This is a genomic window from Pannonibacter phragmitetus DSM 14782, assembly GCF_000382365.1.
GTDB lineage: Bacteria > Pseudomonadota > Alphaproteobacteria > Rhizobiales > Stappiaceae > Pannonibacter > Pannonibacter phragmitetus.
The window spans coordinates 318,518-336,749 of sequence record NZ_KB908216.1; the positions used below are offsets into that span (position 1 = coordinate 318,518).

Annotated in this window: 14 protein-coding genes; 7 read left to right on the top strand and 7 right to left on the bottom strand. The window is 63.1% G+C overall.

Annotation, left to right across the window (positions count from 1 at the left end):
* Positions 1–194 precede the first annotated feature (194 nt).
* The 5 genes from rpsA (at position 195) to H163_RS0106455 (ending at position 5,344) form a co-directional block, all read left to right on the top strand.
* A complete protein-coding gene (gene rpsA, locus H163_RS0106435; RefSeq protein WP_026355521.1) occupies positions 195–1,892 on the top strand; it encodes a 30S ribosomal protein S1 in 1,698 nt (565 codons plus the stop codon).
* A gap of 155 nt (positions 1,893–2,047) precedes the next feature.
* Positions 2,048–2,458 (top strand): HIT domain-containing protein, encoded by a 411-nt coding sequence (locus H163_RS0106440; protein WP_026355522.1) that lies wholly within the window; start codon positions 2,048–2,050, stop codon positions 2,456–2,458.
* A gap of 30 nt (positions 2,459–2,488) precedes the next feature.
* On the top strand, positions 2,489–3,445 hold the full coding sequence (gene nudC / locus H163_RS0106445; RefSeq protein ID WP_019963738.1) for an NAD(+) diphosphatase: 957 nt from the start codon (positions 2,489–2,491) through the stop codon (positions 3,443–3,445).
* The gene (locus H163_RS0106450) at positions 3,442–4,032 is read left to right on the top strand and encodes a histidine phosphatase family protein (protein WP_019963739.1); all 591 of its coding nucleotides are present in this window, start codon (positions 3,442–3,444) and stop codon (positions 4,030–4,032) included. The genes nudC and H163_RS0106450 overlap by 4 nt, the downstream gene beginning before the upstream one ends.
* A 100-nt stretch (positions 4,033–4,132) precedes the next feature.
* Positions 4,133–5,344 carry a lytic murein transglycosylase gene (locus H163_RS0106455; protein ID WP_019963740.1) on the top strand — a complete coding sequence of 404 codons (1,212 nt, stop codon included), beginning with the start codon at positions 4,133–4,135 and terminating at the stop codon, positions 5,342–5,344.
* Between the two features lie 15 nt (positions 5,345–5,359).
* On the opposite strand, the gene H163_RS0106460 is transcribed toward H163_RS0106455, so the two are convergent.
* From H163_RS0106460 to H163_RS0106490, 7 genes are all read right to left on the bottom strand, one after another.
* Complete coding sequence (locus H163_RS0106460; RefSeq protein ID WP_019963741.1) at positions 5,360–7,414, bottom strand: methyl-accepting chemotaxis protein; 2,055 nt, start codon at positions 7,412–7,414, stop codon at positions 5,360–5,362.
* Between the two features lie 297 nt (positions 7,415–7,711).
* The gene (locus H163_RS0106465) at positions 7,712–9,343 is read right to left on the bottom strand and encodes an ABC transporter ATP-binding protein (protein WP_026355523.1); all 1,632 of its coding nucleotides are present in this window, start codon (positions 9,341–9,343) and stop codon (positions 7,712–7,714) included.
* A 32-nt stretch (positions 9,344–9,375) separates the two neighbouring features.
* Positions 9,376–10,530 (bottom strand): ABC transporter permease, encoded by a 1,155-nt coding sequence (locus tag H163_RS0106470; protein ID WP_019963743.1) that lies wholly within the window; start codon positions 10,528–10,530, stop codon positions 9,376–9,378.
* Between the two features lie 3 nt (positions 10,531–10,533).
* Positions 10,534–11,649, bottom strand: coding sequence for a microcin C ABC transporter permease YejB (locus H163_RS0106475; RefSeq protein ID WP_019963744.1), 1,116 nt, complete (start codon positions 11,647–11,649; stop codon positions 10,534–10,536).
* A gap of 52 nt (positions 11,650–11,701) precedes the next feature.
* Positions 11,702–13,636: an extracellular solute-binding protein gene (locus H163_RS0106480; protein WP_019963745.1), complete on the bottom strand. Its 1,935-nt coding sequence runs from the start codon at positions 13,634–13,636 to the stop codon at positions 11,702–11,704.
* The gene (locus H163_RS0106485; RefSeq protein ID WP_019963746.1) at positions 13,633–15,513 is read right to left on the bottom strand and encodes an extracellular solute-binding protein; all 1,881 of its coding nucleotides are present in this window, start codon (positions 15,511–15,513) and stop codon (positions 13,633–13,635) included. The genes H163_RS0106480 and H163_RS0106485 overlap by 4 nt, the downstream gene beginning before the upstream one ends.
* A gap of 228 nt (positions 15,514–15,741) precedes the next feature.
* Complete coding sequence (locus H163_RS0106490; protein WP_244296027.1) at positions 15,742–16,317, bottom strand: c-type cytochrome; 576 nt, start codon at positions 16,315–16,317, stop codon at positions 15,742–15,744.
* Between the two features lie 168 nt (positions 16,318–16,485).
* Here H163_RS0106490 and H163_RS0106495 point away from each other — a divergent pair, with 168 nt between their 5' ends.
* Both H163_RS0106495 and H163_RS0106500 read left to right on the top strand, forming a co-directional pair.
* Positions 16,486–17,220: a 3-deoxy-manno-octulosonate cytidylyltransferase gene (locus tag H163_RS0106495; protein WP_026355525.1), complete on the top strand. Its 735-nt coding sequence runs from the start codon at positions 16,486–16,488 to the stop codon at positions 17,218–17,220.
* 77 nt (positions 17,221–17,297) lie between these two features.
* A complete protein-coding gene (locus H163_RS0106500) occupies positions 17,298–18,188 on the top strand; it encodes a prephenate dehydratase (protein ID WP_019963749.1) in 891 nt (296 codons plus the stop codon).
* The last annotated feature ends 44 nt before the right edge of the window (positions 18,189–18,232 follow it).

An 18,232-nucleotide genomic window follows, 5' to 3' on the forward strand; every position in this document is an offset into this window, starting at 1 on the left:
CAGCCGCTGATGCAGTGCCTGAACCAAGGACGTTACGGATCTCCGCCTTCCGTCCGCCGGCCCGCGCCGGATCTGCCTTCCGGGCAGGTTCTGCGCGGAAGGATGCCACCTTGCAGTGGTGTCCCGGAAGGAATGGGGGTCCATCACCAACACCAGCCCAGCCGGCGACGCCAGCAATGGCACCAGGAGTTTTTATGTCTGCAATGAACCCCTCCACCGAGGATTTCGCCGCCCTTCTGAACGAGTCCTTCACCACGAACGACCTCTATGAAGGGTCCGTCGTCAAGGGCATCATCGTTGCCATCGAGAAGGACCTCGCCGTCATCGACGTCGGTCTGAAGGTCGAAGGCCGCGTTCCGATGAAGGAATTCGGCGTCAAGGGCCGTGATGGCGACCTGAAGGTTGGCGACGAGGTCGAGGTCTATCTCGAGCGCGTCGAAAACGCTCTCGGCGAAGCCGTGCTGTCGCGCGAAAAGGCGCGCCGCGAAGAAAGCTGGGTCCGTCTCGAAGTGTCGTTCGAAAAGGGCGAGAAGGTTACCGGCCAGATCTTCAACCAAGTCAAGGGCGGCTTCACCGTCGATCTGGATGGCGCCGTTGCCTTCCTGCCGCGTTCGCAGGTCGATATCCGCCCGGTGCGCGATGTCACCCCGCTGATGCACACCCCGCAGCCGTTCCAGATCCTGAAGATGGACAAGCGCCGCGGCAACATCGTGGTGTCCCGCCGCGTCGTGCTGGAAGAGACCCGCGCCGAGCAGCGTTCGGAGCTGGTGCAGAGCCTGGAAGAAGGCCAGACCGTGGAAGGCGTGGTCAAGAACATCACCGATTACGGTGCGTTCGTCGACCTCGGCGGCATCGACGGCCTGCTGCATGTCACCGACATTGCATGGCGCCGCATCAACCACCCGTCGGAAGTTCTCACCATCGGCCAGTCCGTCCGCGTGCAGATCATCCGCGTCAACCAGGACACGCACCGCATCAGCCTCGGCATGAAGCAGCTTGAAACTGATCCGTGGGATGGCATCGAAGCCAAGTACCCGATCAGCGCCAAGTTCTCGGGCCGCGTGACCAACATCACCGATTACGGTGCATTCGTTGAGCTAGAGCCGGGCATCGAAGGCCTGATCCACGTGTCCGAAATGTCCTGGACCAAGAAGAACGTCCATCCGGGCAAGATCGTTTCGACCTCTCAGGAAGTCGACGTCATGGTCCTGGAAGTCGATCCGGTCAAGCGCCGCATCTCGCTCGGTCTCAAGCAGACCCTGCAGAACCCGTGGGATGCTTTCGCAGAGCGCTTCCCGGTCAACACGGAAGTCGAAGGCGAAGTCAAGAACAAGACCGAATTCGGTCTGTTCATCGGCCTCGAAGGCGACGTGGACGGCATGGTGCACCTCTCCGACCTCGACTGGAACCGCCCGGGCGAGCAGGTCATCGAGGAGTACAAGAAGGGCGACATGGTCAAGGCCGTGGTGCTCGACGTGGACGTGGAGAAGGAGCGTATCTCGCTCGGCATCAAGCAGCTCGGCGGTGATCCGTTCGAAGCTGGCGCCGCTGGCGAACTGCGCAAGAACGCCATCGTCTCCTGTGAAGTCATCGAAGTGAAGGATGGCGGTCTGGAAGTGAAGGTTGCGGACAGCGATCTGACCTCCTTCGTCCGCCGCGCCGATCTGGCCCGCGACCGCGACGGCCAGCGCCCCGAGCGTTTCTCGGTTGGCGACAAGTTCGACGCCCGCATCACCCAGTTCGACAAGAAGACCCGCCGCATCTCCGTCTCCATCAAGGCGCTCGAAATCGCCGAGGAGAAGGAAGCAGTGGCACAGTACGGTTCTTCCGACACGGGTGCCTCGCTCGGCGACATCCTGAGCGCCGCTCTGAAGGCCCGCGACGAAGACTAATCTTCGTCCGGTCACTTGACCTGAAACTGGAGCGCCCCGGTCAAAAGCCGGGGCGTTTCGTTTGTGCGGGGCATCTCTCGCCAAGACGGAACGGCGCGTGTAGTCTGCCGCCTCTGCCCCGGATGCCGGGGCGCTGGAAGGACGCCGGGACGCTCATGATCCGCTTTGACCTCAATCCCCGCCTTGAAGGCGACAGCCTGCACGTGACCGATCTGCCGCTGTGCGCGGCGCGGCTGATGAAGGATGCCAATTACCCCTGGGTGCTGCTGGTGCCGCGCCACAGCGACCTGATCGAGATCATCGACCTTTCCGAAGAGGACCGGCTGCAGCTGATGCGTGAGATTGCCCGTGTCAGCGAGGCGCTGCGCGCCATCACGGCCTGCGAAAAGCTGAATGTCGGCGCCCTTGGCAACATGGTCTCCCAGCTCCATCTGCACATCATTGCCAGATTCCACGAGGACCCGGCCTGGCCCGGCCCGGTGTGGGGCGCCGTTCCGGCAAAACCCTATGAGCCGGGCGTCGCGGAAGATCTGATCAACCGTCTGCGCGCCGCGCTGGAAGCCTGAGCCGAAGCATTTCCGAGGGAGACTGAACCGATGGCATCTGACGCTGTGGCCCTGGCGAACACGCCGGCCGGCATGAGCTTTACCGTGAACCCGCTGGACCGCTGTTCGGAGCTGCGCGGCAAGACGGAGTGGCTCATCGAACAGATGACCCGGCCCGATGCCCGATTCGTAGCCTCGACGGCAGGAAAGCTGGTGTTGACCCGTGAGGGTGGCACGCCCTCGATCCGCCATGGCCGGGCCAGCGCCGACCGGCTGGGCTTTGATCCGGCGGAGGCCATTCTGCTGGGTCTGGAAGGGGATGAGCGCCGTCCGCTGTTCACCTTTGCCTGCACCGGCACGGACGAGGAACTGGAACTGCGGCCGGACCTCGAAGTCATCGATCTGCGCAGCCTGGCCGTCCGCGCCGACCTGCCGGAGGCCGATCTGGGCGCGCTGGCGCAGACGCGTGCACTTGTGCACTGGCACATGAGCCACCGTTACTGCTCGCGCTGCGGCCAGAAAAGCGTGATGGCGGAAGCCGGTTACCGGCGCGACTGCCCGGCCTGCGGCGCCATGCATTTCCCGCGTACGGACCCGGTCGTGATCATGCTCATCACCCATGGAGACAAGGTGCTGCTGGGCCGCCCGCCGCGCCTTGCGGAAGGCATCTTCACCGTTCTGGCCGGTTTCATGGAGCCGGGCGAGACCATCGAGGACGCGGTGCGGCGCGAGACTTACGAGGAATCGCGCATCCGTGTCGGTGATGTCTCCATTGTGCTGAACCAGCCATGGCCCTTCCCCGCCAACCTGATGCTGGGCTGCACGGGCGAGGCGCTGACGGATGAGATTGCCTTCGAGCAGGACGAGCTGGAGGCCTGCCGGTGGTGTGACCGGGCAGAAGTCCGCCAGATGATGGCCGGCACCCATCCGCTCGGCCACCGCACCCCGCCGCCCATTTCCATCGCCCATCAGCTGATCGCGGGCTGGCTGGCGGAGGAAGGTGCATGACGGAGAGCGGCCGTTTCTGCGTCTATCTCACCCATCCGGAAGTGCGGATAGATCCGGCCGTGCCCGTGCCGGAGTGGGGTCTTTCAGACACCGGGCGCCTGCGCGCCGAACGGGCCGCAGCCCTTCCCTGGGCCGCCGGGATCCGCCATGTGGTGTCGAGCGGCGAGCGCAAGGCCATCGAAACGGCCGAACTCTTCGCCGCCGCCCGCGGGCTTTCCGTCACCATTGTCGAGGCCAGCCACGAGAATGACCGCTCCACCACGGGCTTTCTGCCGCCGGCGGAGTTTGAAGACGTGGCCAACGCCTTTTTCGCAGAGCCCGAGATCAGCGTGCGCGGCTGGGAGCGGGCGATTGATGCCCAGGCCCGGATCGTCGCGGCCGTCCGCTCTGTGCTTGCAGCAACTCCGGAGACGGACCCCGTACTTTTCTGCGGCCATGGTGCCGTGGGCACGCTGCTGAAGTGCCACCTGCTCGGCCAGCCCATATCCCGCATCCATGACCAGCGGTCCGGCGGCAACTGGTACGCCTTTGACCCGCAGGAGCTCGACCGGCGCAACGCCTCCGGCCTCGGGTGGATCGCACTCTGACGGGCATCTGTGATGCCCCGCTCTGGCCGTGTCTTGCGCGGTCTGGCCGAATCAGCGGCTTCGGGCGACACTGAAGCCCCTTGATCAAACCGGATTGCCCATGCGCCCCCTGCGACTTGCCGCCCTTGCCGCCAGCCTGATTGCCATCTGCGCCGCCCTCAGCCCGGTGCAGGCCGCCTATGAGGCCGAGTTCCGCGCCTTCCTGTCCGGCAAGGTGGCGCCTGCCGCCCGCGCTGCCGGCGTTCCGCAATCCGTGATCGACCGCGAGCTTTCCGGCCTGACGCCGGATGAAAAACTGCCCGGCCTCAGCCGCCCGGACCGGCCGGAAGCCCCCGCTGCCGTCAATTTTCAGGCGGAGTTCAAGGCCCCCGGCGGCTATTTTCAGGACAAGCAGTTCCGCGCACTGGCCGGTCCCGGCCGCAACCTGATGCAGAAACATGGCGCCACCCTAAAGGCGGTGGAAGCACGCTATGGCGTTCCGGCAAGGATCATCGTCGCCATCTGGGGCCGGGAGACCGGCTATGGGGCAGCGAAGATCCCGCATGATGGCCTGCGCGTGGTGGCGACCCGTGCCTTCATGGGCGAGCGGCGGGAGTTCTTTCTGGGTGAGACGGTGGCCGCGCTGCAGATCCTTGCAGATGGTCATACCAACCGGGCCGAGCTGAAAAGCTCCTGGGGCGGGGCCATGGGCCAGCCGCAGTTCCTGCCCTCGTCCTTCCTGAAATATGCCGTCGATTTCGACGGTGACGGCCGCCGCGACATCTGGCGCTCCGTGCCTGATACGCTGGCCTCCATCGCCAATTATCTCAGCCAGCATGGCTGGGAGCGCGGCCGCGACTGGGGCTATGAGGTGGTGCTGCCGCCGTCCGTCTCCTGCTCCCGCGAGGGGCCGGACCAGCAGCAGGCGATCTCCCGCTTTGTCCGCGAGGGCGTTACCCGGGTGCGCGGACGCGAGTTTCCGAAGGCCGAACTCGATAAGCCCGCCAATATCCTGATGCCCGCCGGGCGCCATGGACCGGCCTTTCTGGCGACGTCAAACTTCTATGTGCTGAAGGCCTATAACGAGAGCGACGTCTACGCCCTCTTCGTCGGCCACCTGGCCGACCGCTACGGCCGCGACGAGGGCTTTGCCGCGAACTGGGACCCGACGCCGCACATGTCACGCGGCGCCGTGCGCGACCTGCAGCTGAAGATGCAGAAGGCAGGCTATGACGTCGGCAAGCCCGACGGCCTCATCGGCTTCAAGACCCGCCGCTCCCTCGGGCTGATGCAGGAAAAGGCCGGCCGCAGGGCCACCTGCTGGCTGGAGTGAGAGAGGCGGCCCCCCTCACCCTGCAGCTTTACTGCCCTCGCTCGTCTCGTCGAGACGCTTGAGGAAGGCGATGCGGTCCATGACCTGTGCCGATCCCTGCTGATGCATCTGGCTGATTTCGGTCAGATCATGCAGCGAGCGCTCGATGTTGCCGGCCTGGGCGAAAACCTCATCCACCCGCAGGACGATGTGCTTGTAGCGCTCGCCCTCGCGGGCGAACTGGTCACGGGTGGCATCAATGATGCCGCCCAGTTCATCCAGCGAAACCTCGATATCGCCAATGGCCTTCTGGGTGTGCCCGAGCGATGCCTTGGTGTCGTTGGCCAGTTTTTTCACTTCCCCGGCCACGACACTGAAGCCCTTGCCCGCTTCCCCTGCCCGGGCCGCCTCAATGGTGGCGTTGAGGGCGAGAAGGTTGGTCTGGGCGGTGATGTTGTCGATGATGCCCAGCACCTGGCGCAGGGAATTGAGCGATTCAGCCACACTGCCGAACTTGCTGGCCAGCTGTGCCGAGTTATCCTCCCCCGCACTCTCTGCGGACCCGCTGTCGCCCGTCATGGCACCGCGGATGTTGTTGATGACGTTGCCGACTTCCGACACCTCGGTCACGACATTCTCGATCCGGCTGGAGGCTCCCAGATAATGGGCAATATCATCCACCACCTGCGAGCGGAGCATGTTCAGCACCTGCACCTGATTGAGGCGGCGGCGGGTGAAGTACTCGACAAAGCTGGCGTAGTGGATGGGGAAGTTGTCGATGAACTCGTCCTTCCAGCTGCGGCCGTCATTTTCGAAGAAGACGAGAGCAACCAGCGTCTGGTTGATGTTGACGCCCAGAAGCTCGCCGAATGTCGAAAACCCTGCGACCGGCGCCGGCCAGAGCCCCGTGGCATTGCTCAGTTCCGCCCCATTGGACAGGCGCCGCAGGATGCAGTCGTTCATCATCACCGCAACCGGCTTCGGCTTGCCGGACAGGAACTGGCCGATGTCCCGTCGGGTCTGATCGATGAAGCCGGTTGCTTCCAGAAGATAGAGGGCATCACCCGGTGCGATATCGCAGTAGAAGGTGATGACTTCGTTCTGAAGATCGATGCCCGAGATCGAGCGGACGAACACCTCGCCACCGATTTCAACGCCGCAGGTGCGGTTCTGCAGCGCCTTTTCCAGCCCGTCCGGCCTGACGCCGAGAGCACGCGACAGGGCGCTGACAAGGGAAATGGTCTGGCCTGAGGCCGGGTCCATCACCGCGCTCACCGTGCGCCGGTCCATGTCGGCATCCACAACGACAAAGCGGGTCTGCGTCTTGCGGAAATTGTGGCTGCGCATCACGCCGTAGCGGTAGGCTTCGGCGACCTTGATGAAGACGATGACAGCGTGGTTCTCCAGCACGCGCTTACCGTCAAAAAGCCGCGTGGCCTTGAAGTCCAGCGTGCCGCCGGCCGAGCCGCCGATAAAGCAGCAGGGGAACCGCCGGGTGCGGTAGACCGCTTCCATGAAGTAGTTTTCGGAAAGCGACAAGCCATCGATGAAGGTCAGCGCAAAGGCAGACCTTGCCTCAAGCGGGAAAGAGGGGCGCACGCTTTCCAGGCCTGACATGATGCGGTGAATGCGGCTCTCCCGGTCCAGCGGCCTTTGTCCGCCGCGCAGGTCCTCGCTGTGCAGCGGCACGGCAAAGACCTCGGCCTTTTCCACAAGAGCGCCGCCGAACACCTGCAGCACGACAGAGCGCCAGTTGCCCGAGGCACTGCAATAAACGCCCTCACCCGCCTCGGCGCACAATTCACCTGCGGTGGTGGTGCCGATGACCATGGCCCCTTCCGCAAGGCGCTGCAGCCGGCTCATCACGGTCTGGAAGTCCACATTCGGCGAGACATAGGCCAGCACCAGACGGGGCGCAGAGCCGTTGATGTGAAGATCTGCGGCAGCGAGACCGGACAGGCTGTCATCCGTCCGGATGGTGCGCACGGGCGGGCCCGCGTGCTCCTCCTGCACAGCCGTTGCATCCGCCCTGGGCACGGACAGGTTCTGCTCCGCTGTTGCTGCCTCCGGCCTGCGCTTCATCCCGAACATGCCAGTTCTCTCCCTGAACTCAGACTCATTCCCAAAAGGAAACAGAGTCCAACTCTCAGGGATAGCGCATAACGAAGTGTAAACCCGATCGAGTAACAACGGCCAAACAGAAGTATCTCAGACGAAATAAACCTGTACGTAACAAGAAATCCACTCAGCTAACTATGAGTAAATATAAATACCTAGACCAAAATGCCAATTCTACAGAGGGCCTGAGACACTGCGCTCAGCACCTTGAGAAAACCCGGACGCCGCATGGGCTTGCCCCCGATGAGCCAGGTTCACCGGGGACCGGTATCACTCACTCACCACTCCGGCATCGGCCGTTTCCAGATTGAAGGCGGCGGACATGAGGGCGCGGGTGTAGCCTGAGGCCGGATTGGTAAAGACCTGCGTCGCCGGGCCTGCCTCCACCACCTTGCCATGGCGCATGACGATGACGTCATTGGCCAGCGCCCGCACCACCTTGAGGTCATGCGAGATGAACAGATAGGCAAGGCCGCGCCGCTTCTGCAGGTCACGCAACAGATCCACCACCTGCGCCTGCACGCTCATATCAAGAGCTGATGTCGGCTCATCCAGCATGACGAACTTCGGCTCCAGCACGAGGGCGCGGGCGATGGAAATGCGCTGGCGCTGGCCGCCGGAAAACTCATGCGGATAACGGAAGCGGGAAGCTGCATCGAGCCCCACTTCCTCCAGCGCCTTGGCAACGATCCGGTCCCGCTCTGCCTCGCTCAGGCGCGGCTGATGCACCTGCAGTCCCTCGCCAACGATATCGGCGACCGACATGCGCGGGCTGAGCGCGCCGAAGGGGTCCTGAAACACGATCTGCATGTCGCGCCGCAGCGGACGCATGTCATCCCAGGAGAGGCCCGAGATGGTCTTGTCCTTGAAACGGATGGCGCCCTGCGAGGAAATCATGCGCAGGATGGCAAGGCCCAGCGTCGTCTTGCCGGAGCCGCTTTCGCCGACGATGCCCAGCGTCTGCCCCTCGCGCAGGGTGAGGTCAATGCCGTCCACCGCCTTCACGTGCCCCACGGTGCGGCGCAGCAGGCCACGGCGGATGGGGAACCACACCTTCAGGTCCTTTGTCTCCACCACCACAGGGCGGCTCAGGTCCTCGGCCGGCGGCTCACCCTTGGGCTCGGCAGCCAGCAGATGGCGGGTATAGGTGTGCTGGGGATTGCGGAACACCTCTTCCACCGGCCCCTGCTCGACAATCTCCCCCTTCGTCATCACGCAGACCCGGTCAGCGATCTTGCGCACGATACCAAGGTCATGGGTGATGAACAGCATGGCCATGCCGCGCGCCGTCTGAAGGTCCTTCAGGAGCTTGAGGATCTGCGCCTGCACGGTCACGTCGAGGGCCGTGGTCGGCTCATCGGCGATCAAGAGCTCCGGCTCGTTGGCCAGCGTCATGGCGATCATGACACGCTGGCGCTGGCCGCCGGAGAGCTGGTGCGGATAGGAGCCAAGCCGGGTTTCCGGCTCGGGAATGCCCACCTGCGTCAGCAGTTCCAGCACCCGCTCCCGCGCCGCCCTGCCGCCCATGCCGCGATGGACCTTGAGGATCTCCTCGATCTGCCGCTCCACCGTATGCAGCGGGTTGAGCGAGGTCATCGGCTCCTGGAAGATCATGGAAATGTCATTGCCGCGAAGCTTGCGCATCTCATCTTCGCTGGCTAACACAAGCTCCTTGCCCTTGAAATGGATCGAGCCGCCCGGATGAGAGGCGGCCGGATAGTTCAGGAGTTTGAGGATCGACATGGCCGTGACCGACTTGCCCGATCCGCTTTCCCCCACCAGCGCCAGCGTTTCGCCGGGGCGGATGTCAAAGCTCACCTTGTTGACCGCAAGACTGGTTGCCCCGCCTTGCGAGAAGGCGGTGCACAGCTCCTTGACGGAAAGAAGCGGCGTGTCGGTCATGTTCATGGCCGGACTCCCTTGGTGCAAGTCCATCAGACAAAACTCTTGCGCGGATCGAAGGCGTCGCGCACCGCCTCGCCGATGAAGATCAGCAGGCTGAGCATGAGCGAGATGACGAAGAAGCCGGTGATGGCGATCCAGGGGGCCTGAAGGTTGTTCTTGCCCTGCGCCAGCATTTCACCCAGCGAGGCGGAGCCGGGCGGCAGGCCGAAGCCGAGGAAGTCCAGCGCCGTCAGGGTCGAGATCGAGCCGTTGAGGATGAAGGGCATGAAGGTCAGCGTCGCCACCATGGCGTTGGGCAGAAGGTGCCGCCACATGATCGTGCGGTTGGACACGCCGAGCGCACGGGCGGCGGCGATATATTCAAAGTTCCGCCCGCGCAGGAATTCCGCCCGCACGACGCCCACGAGCGACACCCATGAGAAGGCAAGCAGGATGAAGAACAAGGTCCAGAAGCCGGGTATCAGCACGGAGGAGATAATCAGGATGAGATAGAGCGTCGGGATGGCGCTCCAGATCTCGATGAAACGCTGGAACAGAAGGTCCACCCAGCCGCCATAAAAGCCCTGCACCGCGCCCGCGCCGATGCCGATGCCCGAGGAGGCGATGGTGAGCACGAGACCGAAGATCACCGAAATGCGGAAACCGTAGACAAGACGGGCGAGGATATCGCGGCCCTGATCATCGGTGCCGAGCCAGTTCCAGTTGCCCATGGTGCAGCCGGGATCTTCCGCACCCAGCGGATAGCGGGCACAGCGCTGCTCCTTGTCCATCATCCAGGAGGGCGGCGCCGGGGCCGGCACCGGAATGTCGCGGTTGACCGTCCGGTAGGAATAGCGCACGGGCGGCCAGATCATCCAGCCATTGGCGCTGATCTCGTCCTGAATGAAGGGATCGCGGTAATCGGTGACGGCGAGAAATCCGCCGAACTTCTCTTCCGGATAGTCGACGAGAACAGGCGCCAGCAGCTCGCCTTTGTAGGAGACGAGCACCGGCTTGTCGTTGACCAGAACCTCCGCAATGAGCGAGAGGCCGAAAAGCACGAGGAAGATCCAGAGCGACCAGTAGCCGCGCCGGTTGGCCCGGAAGTTGGCGAGGCGGCGCCGGTTGATCGGCGACAGCGAGAAGCGGCCGCGCGGGGCGGGCGCTGCCACGGGAGACGGGGAGGCCGTGCTGGTGGTGTCCATGGCTCAGACCTCCCGGCTTTCAAAGTCGATCCGGGGATCGATCCAGGTGTAGGTGAGATCGGAGAGGAGGTTCACCAGAAGCCCCATGAGCGAGAAGATGTAGAGCGTCGCAAAGACCACCGCATAGTCCCGGTTGATGACCGATTCAAAGCCGAGCAGACCCAGACCATCGAGGGAGAAGATGGTTTCGATCAGCAGCGATCCGGCGAAGAAGGACGAGATGAAGGCACCTGGGAAACCCGCCACCACGATCAGCATGGCATTGCGGAACACGTGGCCATAGAGCACCTGGCGCTCGGTCAGGCCCTTGGAACGGGCAGTGATCACGTACTGCTTGCGGATTTCGTCGAGGAACGAATTCTTGGTGAGCAGGGTCGTGGTGGCAAAGGCGGAGAGCACCATCGCCGCCAGCGGCAGGGTCATGTGCCAGAAGTAATCCGCGATCTTGCCGAAGAGCGACAGCTGCTCCCAATTGTCTGAGGTGAGTCCCCGCAAGGGGAACCAGTCATAGAAGGAGCCGCCTGCAAACAGCACGATCAGCAGCACGGCGAAAAGGAAGCTGGGGATCGCATAGGCGACGATGATCACCCCTGACGTCCAGATATCGAAGCGCGAGCCGTCCTTCACCGCCTTGCGGATGCCGAGCGGAATGGAAATCGTGTAGGAAATCAGCGTCATCCAGATGCCGAGCGACATGGAAACCGGCAGCTTTTCCTTGATCAGGTCGATGATGCGGATGTCGCGGAAATAGCTCTCGCCGAAATCGAAGCGGGCATAATTCCACAGCATGGTGAGGAACCGCTCCAGCGGCGGCTTGTCGAAGCCGAACTGCGCCTCGAGCTGCTTGATGAAATCGGGGTCCAGCCCCTGTGCACCGCGGTATTTCGAGCTGACGCTGTCGCCGGCGGTGGCCTGCGCCTGTCCGCCCGCACCGCCGAAGTCGCCGCCGCCACCGCCGCTGATGCGCGATGTGGCCGAAACGTCGGTGCCCGAAAGCTGGGCAATGACCCGCTCCACCGGACCGCCGGGGGCAAACTGAATGATGACGAAATTGATCGCCATGATCCCCACAAGTGTCGGGATCATGAGGAGCAAGCGGCGGAGAATATAGGCGCCCATGTGTCTGGTCTTGTGCCCTTGTGCCGGAATGGATGCGAGGCGTCAGTGCCTCTCAGCCCCCCATGCCAATCTTCTTTGCCTTTTCGGTGTCAAACCACCAGGTCGATTCCACCGGAAAATCATAATACGGCGGCTCATCGGGATAGCCGAACACATCCCAGATTGCCACCGTGTGAACAGGCTTGAACCAGTGCGGCACCCAGTAATGCCCGGCCCGCAGAACCCGGTCGAGCGCCCGCGCGGCGATGTTCATCTCCTCGCGAGTAGCTGCGCCGATGGCCTTTTCGAGCAGCGCATCGATGACCGGACTGCTGATGCCGGCCAGATTCTGGCTGCCACTGATTGCCGCAGACCGGCTGCTCCAGAAACTGCGGACCGAATCGCCCAAAGTCGGCGACAGGGAGAACCGGCGGCTCGTCATCTCGAAGTCAAAGCTGTTCAGCCGCGACTCATACTGCGCCGGATCGACAACGCGGGACGTTGCCGCGATGCCGAGGCGGCGCAAGTTGGTGATGAAGGGCTGGACCACACGGTCAAAGCTGGAGGAATTGTCGAGGAACTCGATGGTGAAGGGCCTGCCATCCACATCCAGCAGCGTGCCCCCATCCCGCTTCAGGCCGGCTTCGGCCAGAAGGCCGGCGGCACGGCGCAGCAGATTACGGTCATTGCCTGACGCATCGGAAACCGGCGCCACGACGGCTTCCTCAAAAACGGCTTCCGGCAGATCAGCGCGGAAAGGCTCCAGCAGTGCCAGTTCCTCCGCCGAAGGCTTGCCTTCGGCCATCATCTCCGTCTTCTGGAAGAAGGACTGAGTGCGGGTATAGGCGCCATGGAAGAGGTTCTGGTTTGACCATTCGAAGTCGAAGGCAAAACCGATCGCCTCGCGCACGCGCGGATCGGCAAATTTCGGCAGGCGGGTGTTGAAGAACCAGCCCTGTGCCCCGCTCGGCCTGTTGTCGGGAAATTCCTTCTTCACCACCCGGCCGTCCTGCACGGCAGGGAAGTTGTATTCGGTCGCCCAGGTTCTGGCGGTGAATTCCTCCTGGAAGGTCATCACGCCCTTCTTGAAGGCCTCGAAGGCCACCTGGCGCTCACGGAAGAACTCCAGCCGGATCACGTCGAAATTGCCCTGCCCCACGTTGACGGGCAGGTCCTTGGCCCACCAGTCCTTCACCCGCTCATATTCGATGAAGCGGCCTACCTCGTACCGGCCCACCTTGTAGGGGCCGGAGGAAAGTGGCGGCGTCAGGGTCGACTGGGTAAAGTCATAGGCGGTGTAATAGCGCTTGGAGAAGACCGGCAGACCGGCCACGATCAGCGGCAGCTGGCGGCTGTGGTTGCCGGAGAGGATCACCTCCACCCGCGACACATCCAGCGCATTGGCGGTGGTGAACTCCTGCAGCATCTGGATGAGCAGCGGATGGCCCTTTTCCTTCAGCAGATTGAAGGAAAAGGCCACGTCTTCCGCTGTCAGGCGCGATCCGTCATGGAACACGGCCTCGGGCCGCAGATGGAAGACATAGCGGTTGCCGTCATCGAGAATTTCCACACCCGAAGCCAGCATCCCGTACATGGCATCCGGTTCGTCAAGCGCCCGGGTCATCAGCGTGTCGAAGCACATCTCCATGCGCGGCGGCGCATCACCCTTGAGGATGAAGGTGTTGAAGGTGTTGAAAGTCTGAGGGTTCTGGTTGAAGGCCCAGCTGGGTGCCGTAAAGACGAGCCGGCCGCCCTTCGGCGCCTGCGGGTTTACATAGCCGAAGGCGCTGAAGTCCGGCGCATATTTCAGGTCACCGAAGACCGACAGGCCGTGGCGCAAATCCGGCCTTGCCGCCGCTTCCGCTGCTGCAGTGGCCGCAGCATCAGCTGCCGCAGGACTTGTCCCCTGCGCCAAGGCTGAAGCGCCCCAGGGCAGGACACCGAGCGCGGAAGCCGAAGCGCCCAGCTTGAGGATGGAACGGCGGGAAAGGGTTTCAGGCCGGCTCATCGCGCGCCTCCCGTCTTGGCTGCCAGGCTGGCGTCATACCACCAGATCGTTGGGAATCCGTAGGTGAACTCCGGCATGTTGTCCGGATGGCCGAAGCGGTTCCAGCGGGCCGTGCGGTCCACGTCAGCATAGAATTGCGGGATCACGTACTGGTTCCAGAGCAGCACCCGGTCCAGAGCCCGTGTGGCGGCCACCAGTTCTTCGCGGTCCTTGGCGAAAATGACCCTGTCGATCAGCTTGTCCACGGCCGGGTTCCGGATGCCGGCGTAATTCTGCGAATTCTCGCGGTCAGCCGATTCCGATCCCCACATATTGCGCTGCTCGTTGCCCGGTGACAGAGACTGTGCCCAGACCAGTGTCGTCATCTCGAAATCGCGGCTGTTCACGCGGTTGATGTACTGGGGCATGTCAACGACCCGCAAGGTCATCGTGATGCCGATGTCCCGCAGATTCTGCTGATAGGGCAGCAGCGTGCGCTCAGCGCCCTGATCGAAGTAGAGCATCTCGAAGGAGAGCGGAGTGCCCTGCGCATCCACCATCTTGCCGTCCTTGAGGCTGTAGCCTGCTTCGCGCAGCAGTTTCACCGCCTCGCGCAGGTTGGCGCGCGCCTTTTCGGGAGAGCCCCCGACCGGGTTGACATAGGGCGTGGTGAAGACCTCCGGCGGAACCTCACCGCGAACGGTTTCCAGAATCTCCAGTTCCTTGCCCTCGGGCAGGCCCTTGGCTTCCAGTTCATCGGTACCGGCGAAATAGGAGTTGATCCGCTTGTTCAACCCGCCCGAGATGATGGTGTTGCTGGTTTCGAAGTCATAGGCATAGTTCAGCGCCTGGCGGACGCGCGGGTCCTGGAACTTCTTCAGCCGCAGGTTCGGCACATAGGCCTGCATCCGGCCCGAGCCGTGGTCGACGAATTCCTCCTTCACCACGCGGCCATCGCGCACAGCCGGGAAGTCATAGTTCTTCAGCCAGGCGCTGGCGCTGTTCTCGAGGTGAAAGTCGTACTGGCCGCCCTTGAAGCCCTCGAAGGCAACCGTGCGGTCGAGGAAGGAAATGTAGCGGACTTCATCGAAATTGTTGGTGCCAACCCGGATCGGCAGGTCTTCCCCCCAGTAATCCTGAACACGCTCATAGACGACTTCGCGGTTCGCGACGAAGCTCTTCATCCGGTAGGGGCCGGAGGCAAGCGGCGGCTCAAGTGTGGTGCGGGAAATGTCGCGCTTGTTGCCTTTCGCGTCCGTGCCTTCCCACCAGTGCTGCGGCAAGACGAGGATCTGGCCGACCGTATGCGGCAGTTCGCGGTTGCCGGCAGAGGCAAAGCTGAACCGGATGACACCACCCGGCAGTTCCTCCACCTTGCTCACGTCCTTGTAGTAGAATTTCTGCTGCGGGCTGAGTTCGATCGCCTTTTCAAAGGACCAGATCACATCCTGCGCCGTGATGGGCGTGCCGTCCTGCCAGCGGGCCTTGGGGTTGAGCCGGTATTCGACCCAGGAATAGTCGTCCGGATAGCGCATGGCCTCGGCAATGACGCCATACATCGAGCTGATGTCGACCTCATCAAGCGAGGATTCCATCAGGCTTTCGTAGATGAGGCCAAGGCCCGGCGCGAGATTGCCGCGCGGGGCAAGCACGTTGAAATTGTCGAAGCCGCCGATGGCGGACAGCTTGACCGTGCCGCCCTTGGGTGCATCCGGATTGACATAGTTGAAGTGGGTGGCATCCGCCCCGTAGCGCGGTTCGCCGGTGAGTGCCGTGGCATGGCGCCATTGCGGCTCATCCGCTGCCCTTGCCGGCCCCCCGCTCATTTGCCAGCAAGCCAGGGTCATGACCGCCGCTGTCATCACTGCACGGAAGGAAGCCTTGCGGGCTAGCGTCATCAACTGTTCTCCTGTCCAGCGGTCCACCTGCCGGCAGGGCCGTGGAGACTACAGCCCGCCGCAGGCTCAAATCAGCCGCAACCGCCGCTATAGTAAAAGGCGATGTGCCGTGCCGTCACCGGATAAAACGGGAGATGACAGAAATTTAACCAGGGGGCACAGCCAGACGGACAAACGAAAACCGCGCCTGGGGAGGCGCGGTTCCTGATTTTTTACATGCTGTCCGGCTTACTGCGGCAGCGGAGCGGGAGTGTCCGCAAGGCTGTTCAGATAGACCAGCATCGCAGCGCGCTCTTCCGGCTTCTTCAGGCCTGCAAAGCCCATGGCCGTGCCGGGCATGTGCGCCTTCGGATTCTCGATGAAGGCATCCAGCTCTTCGATGGTCCAGGCCGGATGGGTCTCGCCATAGGCCTTCATCGCTGCCGAATAGGCGAAGCCCTCATGCGCACCCGGAGCACGGCCGACGATGCCCCAGAGATCCGGGCCAACCTTGTTCGGGCCGCCCTTTTCGAAGCTGTGGCAGGCCGCGCACTTTCTCCCGGCCTTTTCGCCGTCCGCGACGGAGGCAGCGGCAAGCAGCTGCGGCAGCGGAACGGCCTCGGCTGCCGCCGGAGCAGCCTCACCGGAAGCCGCTTCTGCCACTTCGATCTCGTACCCAGGCTTCTCCGGCACCTTGGTCTCGAAAATCACATCAGAGGCGATACCCACGCCCATCGTCAGAAGAAGCACCATCAAAACCGCACCTGCGGCCTTGTTCAGCTCGAAGGAATCCATAAGGGTCTGGCTCCAGATTAACGCGTCCATGGCCCGCCCCCCAGAAGCGCGGCCATAATCTGCTCCATGAATTTGGGCTGGAAACTACAAATTTTTTGACGCCGCTGTCCATAGGTATAAAAGTCCCGGCACAAGGAAATTGGGCCTTCTACGCATTAAGACGCAGAACCGGAGGCCCGGCAGCACCCGGAGCAAGGCGTGACATCGGCACTTGTTATCATCCCATCGCGTCTGGCAGCGACTCGTTTGCCGGAAAAACCCCTTGCTGACATAGCTGGCAAACCCATGATCGTGCGGGTTCTGGAGCAGGCTCTGGCCGTGGATATCGGCCCGGTTGCCGTTGCCTGCGATGACAAGCGCATCTTCGAGGCCGTCAGCGACCACGGCGGCCATGCCGTGATGACCAGCCCGGATCACCAGTCCGGCTCCGACCGCATCCAGGAAGCGGCGAACATTCTCGATCCGGCGCGCAAGTTCGATGTGGTGCTGAATCTGCAGGGGGATGTGCCGCTGATCGCCCCGGAAGCGGCCCGCGCCGCCTTCCTGCCGCTGGCCGATCCGTCCGTGGACATCGGCACCATCATGACAGAAATCCGCACGGAGGAGGGCCGCAACAATCCGGCCTTCGTGAAGGCCGTGGTGACGCCTGTGGAGGGTGACCGGTTCCGCGCCCTCTATTTCACCCGCGCCACTGCCCCCACCGGCACCGGCCCGCTGTACCAGCACATTGGCGTCTATGCCTACCGCCGCAGCGCGCTGGACCGGTTCGTCTCCCTGCCGCCCTCCGGCCTTGAGCTGCGCGAAAAGCTGGAGCAGCTGCGCGCGCTGGAAGACGGCATGCGAATCGATGTGTGCCTGACGCCAACCGTGCCCATCGACGTGAACACCCCGGAAGACCTCGATCACGTGCGCAAGCTGTTCGAGGGGCGCTAAGCCCCTCTTCCGGCCTTGCCCTCCGGGCACTTCCTCTTTAATCGCAGAGAGCCTCAAACAGCAGAAAGCGGACGTCCATGTCTGACCGCAAGAAAATCGTGTTCCAGGGCGAGACCGGTGCCAATTCGCACATGGCCTGCCACAGCGTTTATCCGGATTACCAGGCCATCCCTTGCGCGACGTTCGAGGACTGCTTTACTGCCATGGAATCGGGCGAGGCCGATTTCGGCATGATCCCAGTGGAGAACTCCATCGCGGGCCGCGTGGCCGATATCCATTACCTGCTGCCGCGCTCCAGCCTGCACATCATCGGCGAATATTTCATGCCGATCCGCTTCCAGCTGATGGCGCTGAAGGGCGCAACGCTGGACGGGCTGAAGAGCGTGCAGAGCCATGTGATGGCCCTTGGCCAGTGCCGCAAGATCATCCGCGAGCTGGGCCTGAAAGCCATTGTCGGCGCAGACACCGCAGGCTCCGCCCGCCAGATTGCCGAGAGCGGCGACCTGACGGCCTCGGCCCTTGCCCCGGAAATGGCGGCGGATGTCTATGGCCTCGATATCCTGAAGCGCAATGTGGAGGATGCGGAGCACAACACGACGCGCTTCCTCATTCTTTCGCGCAGCCCGGCGCGTGCCGCCAACAACGGCCAGCCGGTGATCACCACCTTCATCTTCCGCGTCCGCAACGTGCCGGCTGCGCTTTACAAGGCGCTCGGCGGCTTTGCCACGAACGGCGTGAACATGACCAAGCTGGAATCCTACCAGCTGGAAGGCCAGTTCTTCGCCTCGATGTTCTATGCAGATGTCGAAGGCCATCCGGATGATCCGTCCGTGGCTCTCGCCCTGGAGGAGCTTGCCTTCTACTGCGCCGAACTGAAGATCCTCGGCGTCTACCGGGCGAGCCCCTTCCGCGAGAAGATCCGCGAGCCCGAGGCCAACCGCGCCCTGCGCCCGACCCCATCCGTCTGATCTCCAATCCTTCCGGCCGCGCACCGTCTGCGCGGCCCGGCAAC

Excerpts from the sequence above, each read along its gene's own strand:
- H163_RS0106475 (WP_019963744.1), bottom strand. The coding sequence starts at position 11,649 with ATGGGCGCCTATATTCTCCGCCGCTTGCTCCTCATGATCCCGACACTT.
- H163_RS0106460 (WP_019963741.1), bottom strand. The coding sequence starts at position 7,414 with ATGTTCGGGATGAAGCGCAGGCCGGAGGCAGCAACAGCGGAGCAGAAC.
- nudC (WP_019963738.1), top strand. The coding sequence starts at position 2,489 with ATGGCATCTGACGCTGTGGCCCTGGCGAACACGCCGGCCGGCATGAGC.
- H163_RS0106470 (WP_019963743.1), bottom strand. The coding sequence starts at position 10,530 with ATGGACACCACCAGCACGGCCTCCCCGTCTCCCGTGGCAGCGCCCGCC.
- H163_RS0106465 (WP_026355523.1), bottom strand. The coding sequence starts at position 9,343 with ATGACCGACACGCCGCTTCTTTCCGTCAAGGAGCTGTGCACCGCCTTC.
- H163_RS0106455 (WP_019963740.1), top strand. The coding sequence starts at position 4,133 with ATGCGCCCCCTGCGACTTGCCGCCCTTGCCGCCAGCCTGATTGCCATC.
- H163_RS0106440 (WP_026355522.1), top strand. The coding sequence starts at position 2,048 with ATGATCCGCTTTGACCTCAATCCCCGCCTTGAAGGCGACAGCCTGCAC.
- H163_RS0106450 (WP_019963739.1), top strand. The coding sequence starts at position 3,442 with ATGACGGAGAGCGGCCGTTTCTGCGTCTATCTCACCCATCCGGAAGTG.
- H163_RS0106490 (WP_244296027.1), bottom strand. The coding sequence starts at position 16,317 with ATGGACGCGTTAATCTGGAGCCAGACCCTTATGGATTCCTTCGAGCTG.
- H163_RS0106485 (WP_019963746.1), bottom strand. The coding sequence starts at position 15,513 with ATGACGCTAGCCCGCAAGGCTTCCTTCCGTGCAGTGATGACAGCGGCG.
- H163_RS0106480 (WP_019963745.1), bottom strand. The coding sequence starts at position 13,636 with ATGAGCCGGCCTGAAACCCTTTCCCGCCGTTCCATCCTCAAGCTGGGC.
- H163_RS0106500 (WP_019963749.1), top strand. The coding sequence starts at position 17,298 with ATGTCTGACCGCAAGAAAATCGTGTTCCAGGGCGAGACCGGTGCCAAT.
- rpsA (WP_026355521.1), top strand. The coding sequence starts at position 195 with ATGTCTGCAATGAACCCCTCCACCGAGGATTTCGCCGCCCTTCTGAAC.